Annotated in this window: 12 protein-coding genes; 4 read left to right on the top strand and 8 right to left on the bottom strand. The window is 61.2% G+C overall.

Features of this window, described 5'->3' with window-relative positions; all coding sequences use genetic code 11:
- Position 1: 1 nt before the first annotated feature.
- The 8 genes from kdpB to NKI72_RS18555 form a co-directional block, all read right to left on the bottom strand.
- The gene (kdpB, locus tag NKI72_RS18520) at positions 2–2,095 is read right to left on the bottom strand and encodes a potassium-transporting ATPase subunit KdpB (protein WP_352469456.1); all 2,094 of its coding nucleotides are present in this window, start codon (positions 2,093–2,095) and stop codon (positions 2–4) included.
- 213 nt (positions 2,096–2,308) lie between these two features.
- Positions 2,309–4,012 (bottom strand): potassium-transporting ATPase subunit KdpA, encoded by a 1,704-nt coding sequence (gene kdpA / locus NKI72_RS18525; RefSeq protein WP_352767060.1) that lies wholly within the window; start codon positions 4,010–4,012, stop codon positions 2,309–2,311.
- A 25-nt stretch (positions 4,013–4,037) separates the two neighbouring features.
- Complete coding sequence (locus NKI72_RS18530; RefSeq protein WP_023675300.1) at positions 4,038–4,127, bottom strand: K(+)-transporting ATPase subunit F; 90 nt, start codon at positions 4,125–4,127, stop codon at positions 4,038–4,040.
- A 333-nt stretch (positions 4,128–4,460) separates the two neighbouring features.
- Positions 4,461–5,942: a hypothetical protein gene (locus tag NKI72_RS18535; protein ID WP_352850482.1), complete on the bottom strand. Its 1,482-nt coding sequence runs from the start codon at positions 5,940–5,942 to the stop codon at positions 4,461–4,463.
- Between the two features lie 107 nt (positions 5,943–6,049).
- A complete protein-coding gene (locus NKI72_RS18540; protein ID WP_352469832.1) occupies positions 6,050–6,232 on the bottom strand; it encodes a hypothetical protein in 183 nt (60 codons plus the stop codon).
- Complete coding sequence (locus tag NKI72_RS18545; protein WP_352502669.1) at positions 6,232–6,420, bottom strand: DUF3606 domain-containing protein; 189 nt, start codon at positions 6,418–6,420, stop codon at positions 6,232–6,234. Before NKI72_RS18545 ends, NKI72_RS18540 begins: the two co-directional genes overlap by 1 nt.
- Positions 6,421–6,653: 233 nt before the next feature.
- On the bottom strand, positions 6,654–6,884 hold the full coding sequence (locus NKI72_RS18550; protein WP_352469460.1) for a hypothetical protein: 231 nt from the start codon (positions 6,882–6,884) through the stop codon (positions 6,654–6,656).
- 372 nt (positions 6,885–7,256) lie between these two features.
- A complete protein-coding gene (locus NKI72_RS18555) occupies positions 7,257–7,691 on the bottom strand; it encodes a DUF3597 domain-containing protein (protein WP_352539401.1) in 435 nt (144 codons plus the stop codon).
- A gap of 321 nt (positions 7,692–8,012) precedes the next feature.
- Here NKI72_RS18555 and NKI72_RS18560 point away from each other — a divergent pair, with 321 nt between their 5' ends.
- From NKI72_RS18560 to NKI72_RS18575, 4 genes are all read left to right on the top strand, one after another.
- Complete coding sequence (locus tag NKI72_RS18560; RefSeq protein ID WP_352465923.1) at positions 8,013–8,438, top strand: cupin domain-containing protein; 426 nt, start codon at positions 8,013–8,015, stop codon at positions 8,436–8,438.
- Between the two features lie 120 nt (positions 8,439–8,558).
- On the top strand, positions 8,559–9,158 hold the full coding sequence (locus tag NKI72_RS18565) for a YdeI/OmpD-associated family protein (RefSeq protein WP_352501935.1): 600 nt from the start codon (positions 8,559–8,561) through the stop codon (positions 9,156–9,158).
- 269 nt (positions 9,159–9,427) lie between these two features.
- Positions 9,428–9,895 (top strand): hypothetical protein, encoded by a 468-nt coding sequence (locus NKI72_RS18570; RefSeq protein WP_352501934.1) that lies wholly within the window; start codon positions 9,428–9,430, stop codon positions 9,893–9,895.
- A gap of 269 nt (positions 9,896–10,164) precedes the next feature.
- A complete protein-coding gene (locus NKI72_RS18575; RefSeq protein ID WP_352501933.1) occupies positions 10,165–10,572 on the top strand; it encodes a hypothetical protein in 408 nt (135 codons plus the stop codon).
- Positions 10,573–10,858: the final 286 nt, after the last annotated feature.

Here is a 10,858-nt window from a genome sequence, read left to right on the forward strand (position 1 = left end):
CTTAGGCGAGACCGAGAGCGGTGATGGCCATGTCGATCATCTTGATGCCAACGAAGGGCACTACGACGCCGCCAAGGCCATAGACAATGAGATTGCGGCTGAGCAGCGCACCGGCGCCGACCGCGCGGTATTTGACGCCCCTCAGCGACAGCGGGATCAGCGCAATGATGATCAGCGCGTTGAAGATGATGGCCGAGAGGATAGCGCTCTGCGGCGTCGCCAGATGCATGACATTGAGCGCTTGCAGCGGCCCGGCGGTCTGGCCCGGGGCGATGTAGAAGACGGCGAATATTGCCGGGATGATGGCAAAATACTTGGCCACGTCGTTGGCGATGGAGAAGGTGGTCAGCGAGCCACGCGTCATCAGCAGCGCCTTGCCGATTTCGACGATCTCGATCAGCTTGGTCGGATCGCTGTCGAGATCGACCATGTTGCCGGCCTCGCGCGCCGCGACCGTGCCGGTGTTCATGGCAACGCCGACATCGGCCTGCGCAAGGGCCGGCGCATCGTTGGTGCCATCGCCGCACATCGCGACCAGTTTGCCTTTGGCCTGCTCGTCGCGGATCAGCTTCAACTTGTCCTCGGGCGTCGCCTGGGCAAGGAAGTCGTCGACGCCGGCTTCCGCCGCGATCGCCGCCGCGGTCATCGGATTATCGCCGGTGATCATCACCGTGCGGATGCCCATGCGGCGCAATTCGGCAAAGCGTTCTGCGATGCCGCCCTTGACGATGTCCTTCAGATGGACGACGCCGAGCAGGCGCCCGTCGCGCTCGACCGCGAGTGGAGTGCCACCCGATTTGGCGATCTCGTCGGCGATCGCCTGAAGGTCGCGGACGGTGTCGCTGCCGGGGCGCGTACTGCCTGTGGCAACGGTCGAGAGGTTGACGTGGGCAAGTACCGCATCGACTGCGCCCTTGCGGACTGAGGAGCCTTCCAGATCGACACCGCTCATGCGGGTTTGCGCGGTGAAGGGCACGAAAGTCGCGTGCAGGCTTGCCATGTCGCGGGCGCGGATAGCGTATTTTTCCTTCGCCAGGACGACGATCGAGCGGCCTTCCGGCGTTTCGTCGGCAAGCGAGGCAAGCTGAGCCGCGTCGGCCAGTTCCTGTTCGGTGACGCCCTTGACCGGACGAAATGCCGTCGCCTGACGGTTGCCCAGCGTGATGGTTCCGGTCTTGTCGAGCAGCAGCGTGTCGACATCGCCGGCCGCCTCGACGGCGCGGCCCGACATGGCGAGCACGTTGAAGCGCACCAGGCGGTCCATGCCGGCAATGCCGATAGCCGACAGCAGGGCGCCAATTGTGGTCGGGATCAGGGTAACGAACAGGGCGACCAGCACGGTCACCGAGATATAGCCGCCCGAATACGAGGCGAAGCTCGGGATCGTCGCCGTCGCCAGCACGAAGATCAGCGTCATGCCGACGAGCAGGATGTTGAGCGCGATCTCGTTGGGTGTCTTCTGGCGCTCGGCGCCCTCGACCAGCGAGATCATGCGGTCGAGGAACGTATGACCGGCAGCCGCAGTGATGCGCACGCGGATCCAGTCGGACAAGACCTGCGTGCCGCCGGTCACCGCCGAACGATCGCCTCCGGATTCGCGGATGACCGGTGCGGATTCGCCGGTGATGGCCGCCTCGTTGACCGACGCCACGCCTTCGACCACCTCGCCGTCCGAGGGGATGATGTCGCCGGCTTCGACAAGCACGATGTCGCCGACCTTCAGGCTGGTGCCGGGCACCAGTTTGAACTTGCTGCGGTCGCCACCGTTCAACAGCTTGGCCTGCGTCTCGGTTCGCGCCCGACGCAGCGAGTCAGCTTGCGCCTTGCCGCGGCCTTCGGCCACCGCTTCGGCGAAATTGGCGAAGAGCACGGTGAACCACAGCCAGATGATGATCTGCAGCGTGAAGCCAAGATCGCCGCCGCTGGTAACGAGATCCTTGACGAACAGCACGGTGGTGAGCGCCGAGACGACGGCGACGACGAACATCACCGGGTTTCGCATCAAGATGCGCGGGTTCAGTTTTCTGAAGGAACCGCCGATAGCGGGCCACAGAATGCGGGTATCCATGATGCTCACGGATTTCGACGGGCTCATTTGGTAGCTCCAGTGTCGATGTTGTTGACCGGTCGATCGTGTGCCGAACGAAGGTGCGGCGGCCCATAAGCCAGCAGCCAGATCATGATCAAGGCTGCCGCAATAGCGAGGAATGTGGACAGCGTCGGGAAAGGAGGGGGCGTTTTCTCCCCCTCCGGCTCGGGGCGATGCCCGACCTTTCGAGGTATGATCTTGAACCAGGGCATGGCCGTTTCAGAATGTCTGACCATGAATCATCGCCAGGTGCTCGACGATCGGTCCGACCGCCAGAGCCGGGAAGAAGGTCAGGCCGCCGACGATCAGGATGACACCGGCCAGCAGTCCGACGAACAGCGGACCATCGGTCGGGAAGGTGCCGGCGGAGGCAGGGACGGTCTTCTTCGCAACCAGCGAGCCAGCAATCGCCAACGCCGGAATAATGACCAGGAACCGGCCCATCAGCATGCCGATGCCGAGCGTTACGTTGTACCAGGGCGTGTTGCCGCTGAGGCCGCCAAAGGCGGAGCCATTGTTCGCCGCGGCCGAGGTGTAGGCATAGAGAACCTCGGAGAAGCCATGCGGGCCGGCATTGGCGATGGAAGCAACGCCGGTCGGCAGCACCACCGCGATAGCAGTGAAGATCAGCATTGCAAGCGGCAGGCAGAGCACGGCCAGCATAGCCATCTTGACCTCCTTGGCCTCGATCTTCTTGCCGAGATATTCGGGCGTGCGTCCGACCATCAGCCCGGCGACGAAAACGGCAATGACGATGAACATCAGGATACCGTAGAAGCCGGCGCCGACGCCGCCGACAATGACCTCGCCGAGCTGCATGTTGATGATGGGGATCATGCCGCCGAGTGCGGTGAAGCTGTCATGCATGGCGTTGACGGCGCCGCAGGATGCGGCCGTGGTGATGACGGCAAACAGTGCCGACAGGGCGATGCCGAAGCGGCTCTCCTTGCCCTCCATGTTGCCGCCGTCGACACCCAGCGCATGAACAAGCGGATTGCCGGCGGCTTCCGCCCAGTAGCAGACGGCAACGCCAGCGATGAACAGCACGCCCATCGCCGACAGAATTGCCCAGCCCTGGCGCTGGTTGCCTACCATGCGGCCGAAGACATTGGTCAGCGCCGCGCCGAGGGCAAAGATCGTCACCATCTGGATCAGGTTCGAGATCGCGTCGGGATTTTCGAACGGGTGCGCGGCATTGGCGTTGAAGAAACCGCCGCCGTTGGTGCCGAGCATCTTGATGGCAACCTGGGAAGCGACCGGCCCGACCGCGATAGTCTGTTGCGCGCCTTCGAGCGTCGTCGCGTTGACGTAGGCAGCGAACGTTTGCGGCATGCCGAGATAGACATAGACAAGAGTCAACACGATGCAAAAGGGCAAAAGCAGGTAGAGCGTGCCGCGGGTCATATCGACCCAGAAATTGCCGATCGATTTGCCTGAGGCTCTAGCAAAGCCGCGGATCAATGCGACCGCAATGGCGACGCCAGTCGCCGCCGACAGAAAATTCTGTACGGTCAAGCCGGCCATCTGCACGAGATAGGACATCGTGCTTTCGCCGCCGTAGTTCTGCCAGTTGGTGTTGGTCATGAAGCTGGCGGCGGTGTTGAAGGCCAGCCCAGGTTCGACGGCGGTCATGCCGGCCGGATTGTAGGGCAGGCCGCCTTGCAGCCGTTGCAGCAAATAGAGCACCAGGAAGCCGGCCAGGTTAAAGAACAGCAGGGCCGCCGCATAGGAGGTCCAGTGCTGCTCCTCGCGCTCGCTGGTCCCTGATATGCGGTAGAGCCCGCGCTCGAGCGGGGCCAGAATTGACGACAGGAATGTGCGCTCGCCGCTGAAAACGCGATGCATGTAGCCGCCGAGCGGCTTGGCCAGCAGAACGACGATCCCGCAATAGACGAGGATCTGCAGCCATCCGTTGATTGTCATGGGTTTGGCGCCTTGCCAGTGGAGATCAGAAGCGTTCCGGGCGAACGAGGGCGTATGTCAGGTAGGCGAGAAGAAACAAGGTCACGGCGCCGCCGAGGATATAGTCGAAAAGCATGTTATGATCACCTAAACTTACAGCTTGTCGCAAGCGTTGATATAGCCGAAGCATAGAGCAAAGAACGCGATTCCAATCGCGACAACAAATATGTCCATAATGCATTTTCCTATATCGTGTTTGTTCTTTTAATTTGGACAAAACTGCCCAACCCGTCGCCGCATCATATCGGCGGCTGGATACATCGCTCCGGCGAATATGGATCAAAGTGCCATAAAGGTTCGAGACGGAACGCGGAGCAAAGAAATCAAAATCCCATAAGGATTTCGCCGCCTCGGCGCTGGCCGAAGCTTCAGGAGGGAGGTGCGCACCGGCGCGCGAAGCTGCCGGGGCTCAGTCCGCGCGGGTGTAGATCACCGCGTAATCGTCCGCATAGGCCCGCTTCCAGCCCAGTTCGTCGAAGAACGGAATGCGGCTGTCGTCGGCGGTCAACAACGCCCAGCCTATCGTATATTTGTCGAGTTGGGCTTTCAGGATCGGCTTGCCCCGGCTGTGCCCCGTCTGCTCGTCCGTTTCCGTAAAGCCATTCAGGAAGAGCTGATCCGCGCGGCCGTCGATAAACGTCCTGATGCCATGGAAAATCAGCGTGCCGCCGAAATCGTAGGAGTTCAGCAGATTGCCCGACAGATTATGGGTTTGGGCAAAGGCCAGTGCGTCCCTCGCCGAGGTCTTCTGGCTCGGCGCGACCGGATAGCTCGTCAAGGCGGCAGCCGCCAAAACCAGCAAAACGGCAAGTCCAGCACAAATCCTGGAAAATTGCCGTGCGAAAAATTGTTCAAGTCCGTCACGCTTTTCCGCCGCCCATTTCTCGGCTGAAAGCGCTGGATATTGTTGCGCGACCTCGACGGCAAGGACCACCGGCACGAGAAGAAAGAACAGGTACATGAACCGTATGTGGGTGAGATAGACGTGCAACGTGAAGACAAGGAACAGCGCCTTGGCCCAGCCAATGCGCAATCTCGACACGAGCAGCCCGAAAAGCGCCACCAGCAGGGCCACCTCCTGGAGGGTGTGCCGCGCGGCGTCGAAGGGCTGCCACTCCGCAATGTAAGGCACCGCCTCATTGCCATAGGCCACGGTGAATGTGGCGAGTATGGCTTTGACGCCATAGGGATTGAGCAGGCTGACCAGCGGGCAAAGCAGCCCGAAAGCGATCCACTTGGCCAGCAGCCGGGGGTTCGACAAGCGTGTGCGCATGACGAGATCGAGGCCGGCGAAGGCGGCGATGACGAAACCGAAGGTGAAGGTGGCATGGAGATTGGCCCACAGGCAAAGCAGCGCCAGCAGCCATAAGGGCGGTGCTTTCTCGTTGCGTGCGGCCTGGAAAAGACCGGCGGTCCAGACGACGATGATGGGCAAGGTAAAGATGTGCGGCCGGGCGACATAGATTGGCCCGATCAAGAGCGCGAGAACCAGCGTCAGTCCTATCGCCAGCGTCGGCTTCAACCACGCGCTGAGATACCACGACGTCAAGAAGGCCGTAAGCGCGATTACTGCAGTCGCCAGCAGCACCACGCCGTTCCAGCCGCCGGCTTGAAAGGCAATTGCAAGGAGGACCTGGCTAAGCCATTCCTTGGCGATCCATGGCTGGCCGGCAAAAGTATAGGAATAGATGTCGACGGTGGGGAATGTGCGGCGTGCCAGCATATCCATGCCGACCTTGATGTGCCACCAGCTATCGGGATCCTGCAGGAGGGAGTGGGCAAAGGCGAGGAGCGCCGCCGCCATCACGACCGCCGCCACCAGGCAAAACATCAGCCTCACATGCCGTATGTCGTCTATCGACCGCCTCGCCCCACCAGATATCCCGCGCATATGGCATCCCTGAGCCGCGATAGCGGAAGGGATAGGCCGAATTTGTTAGAAAACCGATAAGCCGCAGGATCGCGGCCCCATGCCGCGCGTCCAACCGGCTGGGCGGCTCAGCCCTCGGCCTTGAAGTTCTTGGCTTCCTTCTCGACCTTCGGGCTGTCCTTGCCGTGCTTGCGCATCAGATCCTTCGCCTGCTTCGGCGAAACGTCGGTGGTTTCGGCCAGGCGCAGAGCCTCCTTTTCGTCCAGATCGCGCGTCTTGCGGTCGGCCATTGCGGTTTTCTTGTCAGCCATTACGACGCTCTTATGCTCTCGGCGATTTCGTTCAGCACCTTGCGGTCGGTGCCGTGGCGCTTGATCAGCGTGCGCGCCTGCTCAGGGGTAATGCCCGCTTCCTCGGCGAAGTGACGTACCTCGTAGTCTTCGCCGCCCGCCACTCGTGAGCGGTCGCGACTGTCGGTCTTGGTTTTGTCGTCGGCCATGGCAGCTCTCCTCATCTCAACGAGAGCATAACGGGCAAGATTTCAGCGAGTTCCTTCGAGCGTGTCGCCCAACTACCGGCTTCGGGCATGACCCGGCATGAGCAGCGGTTTTGCTCAAAGCAATGGCTTGGTGCCAGGCCGACCTTCACGCACAAACAGGCCGGCCTCTTTGGCGGCGCTGCCACCGCCCGCCACTGCTCCTGGGCGCAGCCTGATGTTCGTTCCAGATTGTTTTAATGGGAGCGATGGTCGAACACGACGCCCATGGTCCTACCAACCGCCGTCATGACGATAAGCTCGACCAGATCGTCGTCACTGTTGCCGCAGGCCGGAGCCGTCCTGCGAACGATGTCCAGCATCGCCCTCGTCGATATGGTGTCGCCGGCACCGAACCGTGAAAGCGCAGATGAAACAAGCTCTTGGGCTGTCAAGTCGGCGACCGTCACCCGCTTCACCACGTTCATTGGCTTCCTCCCACCATGAACCCTCTCCCGAGAGAATGATACGCCGAACGTCGCGTTTCGCCAGCAAAATGGTGGTCCTACCAGCGCGTGGGCAGCGACCGAAATCGTCGGTTTTGCGGGAGGCAATCCGGGCGCGAGGGCAGCGCTTTTGTGCCATGCGACTTCGCCATGGACCCAATCCCGGCGGCCGGGATCGGTCTCAGTTTTATTTACGGGCAGTCTGATGCTTGGCAGTGTGGTCTGCTCGGTTGCGGCCGAAGCCGGCGCAGCAAGAACCACGGTGCGGGCAGAACCGGTCTGTCTTTTTTGTTTGACGCAATTCCGGACGGAAAACCGTTCACACGTTTTCCTGGAATTGCTTGTCTTGTGACTCTAGGCGGCCAGGTCGCTCGGAAGCTTGCCGCCGTTCTCGGCCAGCTTTTTCATCAGTGCGTCGTGCAGCCACAGATTCATCGTTACAGTGTCGTTCATATCGCCGGTGTAGTTCAGCTCGTGGGCAAGCTCCTTGCGGGCGCCGAGGCTGCTGTCGATATTCAGAGCCTTCATCAGGTCGACGATCGAATTCTTCCAGTTGAGTTTCTGCCCCCTCGCGGCCACCGCCTTGTCGAGAATGGCAGCGATGTCAGGGGCAGAGGACGGCGCGGCCGGCGCGGCCGGAGCCGGGGTTGCAGCCGGGGCGGATCGGGTAGGCGCCGTCGGCTGGGTGGCCGTGCTCGAAGCAGGCGCGGGAGACGGTTGCGCCGGCGGCGCTTCGCCCGCAACCGCGTTTCCGAAAATCGCACCTTTGATACTGTCGAAAATGCCCATTGCTATCTCCTGTATTGGCTCGACGGTGTGTTGCCCTGACGGTCGGTGAGGCGACCGTTGCCGAATGCCGCATTGAGCGCCCTGGTTGTACCGGACCACGAACGCAACGCAGGGGCAACTCAAAACTGACTAAAAGGTAAAGGCTTGGTTGCATTGGGGTATCGGCTCAGTGATCCGGCCCGAGAGTAGAATAGGTCGGATCGCGGCCCGACAAATCGTCACGCGCAATGCACGAGGGAACGGTCAGCAGCCAGTTTTGCTGACGCAGACCAGAAAAATCATCTAGATTCGTGTTCGCAATTCGCTGAGAGGAACGAAGCCATGACAGCAGTCGTCGCATCCGACAGGCTCGAACGTTCGCTGGTTTGGGCAGAGGACGATCCGTCGGTCAAATGGGCCGGCGCTTTCGCGGTTTACGGCGGGCACGGCACCACCCAGTCCTCGGTCATTGTCTACGAGATCGAGCCCGGCAAGCGGCTCGGCTGGCACAGCGACGCCACCGAAGAGACGCAATACATCATCGCCGGCACCGGCGAGCTACACATTGAGGGCGGCACCACCCACCCGGTCGGGCCGGGCAGCGTCCTGGTACTTCCGACGCCGGTCAGGCACGACCTCGTCAACACCGGCACCGAAACCCTGCGCGCCGTCGCTTTCTTTGCGGCGGCGATGTTCACGCAGACATTCGACAACGTCATGCTGCCGCCGAAATCCCATGTCCTCGGAACGCCCAATCGTGCGGGCTGAATGCGTGCCGGCGAGAATCACCAGGCCTGCGGATTGCGAACTCGGAGCTGAGGTGAGCGCGCGCGCGGCCGGCAAGCGGTTTGGCGTCGTTACGCGCTCGCGTCATGGGCGGACCGGCTGATGGCGCCCGTCAAGGTCGACCCCGCCAAGGTGCGCGAGTTCAGGGATGCCGAAAGCTTCCATGCCTGGCTTGGCGAGCATCACGACAGCGAGGACGAAGTCTGGATCAAGATCCATAAGCTCGATTCGGGACTGCCGTCGATCACGCCGAAGCAAGCCATCGACGCGGCGTTGTGCTGGGGCTGGATCGATGCAGTGCGCAAGGCCTTGGACGGCAAAAGCTACCTGCAGCGCTACACCCCGCGCGGCAGGAAGAGCACCTGGAGCCAGATCAATGTCGACAATGTCGCCCGGCTGATCGAGGAGGGCCGGATGACCGAGCACGGGCTGAGGCAGGTCGATGCGGCCAAGGCCGACGGCCGCTGGGCGCGCGCCTACAAGAGCGGCAAGGAGATGAAGATCCCCGACGACCTCCAGGCGGCAATAGACGCCGAGCCCACGGCGAAAGAGATGCTGGCAAAGCTCAGCGGGCAAAACCGCTTCGCACTCGCCTTCCGCATCCACAACATGAAAACCGAAGCCGGACGCAAGAAGAAGATCGCGGCGTTCGTGGAGATGCTGAAGCGCGGCGAGACGATCTATCCGCAGGGCAGAAAGTAACATTTGACGAGGCGTGCCGGCGCGCTGCGTCTTGTGCTTGTCCCTGTCGGCGAGCCTCGAATGCGGCCGGATCGCTGCTCAGGCCCACCTTCGATCCAGGCGATGTCGCCGACGATTTGTTTTCGACGAGCGTCGCCCGGCACTTCGACACCAGCTCTCATTCGTTTAGTTGATGCAGGAAAAAGTCTCGTTCTCACAGTCGGCATGGTATATTAGCAGGCGCTGTTATGAGGTTTTTGCCCGTTCAGGAGCCGACTGGCACGTGGGCCGTGTTTGATGCGACCGTGGATGTGCCTGCGGATTTTGCTGGCAGTTGCCTTATCGGCTTGCCGCGGGAGCGGGCGGAGTGGCTCGCAGCAAGAGCCAATCAAGATGCTGCAAAAGGCACTTCGATTTGCCGGTTGTCAGCTGCCGGATCGGCACAAGCCGCGGTTCTTAGACTTAGACCGATAGGAGAGATTTCGATGATGCAAGAAAGGGTAATGGCGGCTGCGTTGGCAGCCAGGAATCAGGAAGCGGATATTCGTGGTGTCTTCGATATCACCAACAAAACCGATGCGCCAATTGGCCCCCGCCGATTGGGCGAGGCTATCCACTTTGTCGCCAATGCACCTATCGTTGGCTATGATGTTCACGCCGCCGTCATCAGATATGGCCCAGTCGGAACCCCCAGCCTCAGAGCAACAGATTGCGCACAGCTGTGGGAGAAGTTCGGCGAGGCCTTGCTGCAACACTGACGGGCAGATCTTTGGCGCGTATGGCACCACCATCGTGCAGGACACTTCCCTGGCGAGAACGACATGCAAGCCTGGCCGGTAATGTTGCAATTAAATTAGCGTGAGTGCATATTTTTTGCTGGCTGGACTCGCAACCGGCCAGGCCCGGCGGCCGGCCGCCAACGGGCTGTCAGGCCGGCGACAAATGGCTCCGCAGGCCCGACGGTCCCTTGGCAAGATCGCCGGAACCACAGCATGATGCGGCGGCAAAACGGGTTTGGGAGAATGATATGCCTAAGGTTTCGGAACTCTTTTTCAAGACAGCCATCATCTTTCTTATTCTGGGAATTGCAGCTGGCCTGCAGATGGCAATTTCAGGCGATCACGGCGCGTTTCCGGCTCACGCGCACATCAACCTGCTGGGGTGGGTCACCAGTGCAATATTCGGCGGCTATTATGCGCTGAACCCGGCGAAGGCTGCCCGCAGGAGCGCGATGATCCACTATGGCGTCTACAATCTCGGCCTGGTCGTGATGCTGCCGGCGCTTTACCTGATGCTGCAGGGAAATCCGGCGCTCGAGCCGATCGTCGCCACCGGCTCAATGATTGTCGCTGCCGCCGTGCTGATCTTTGCCTTCGTGGTTTTTTCCGCCGAAACAGAGCGCTCGGTCTCGGGAATACAAGCGGTCCCGCGCTAGACGGGGCGGCGACGGTGCCGAGTCGACCAAGCCCGTGCTTCTGGTGAAGCGCGGGCCGATCGGTTGTAGGCTGATCTGAGGTAAGAGTGCGGCGAAGATGAAAGCCGCTCGCGCCCCCCTCTGCCTGCCTCAAGATACTGCATCGCAGCTGCAGTCGCCGTCCAGTGTCCCTTCAGACTCGGCGAGCCGGTGAGTGCGCGGCCTGAGACATAGGTGACGTTTTGTACCGGACACATGGGTAACACTTTTGGCTTTTGGCCGGAGGTGTTGATGCCGTGGAGAGAGT

The organism is Mesorhizobium sp. M0437, from assembly GCF_040321335.1.
In the GTDB taxonomy this organism is placed as follows: Bacteria; Pseudomonadota; Alphaproteobacteria; order Rhizobiales; family Rhizobiaceae; genus Mesorhizobium.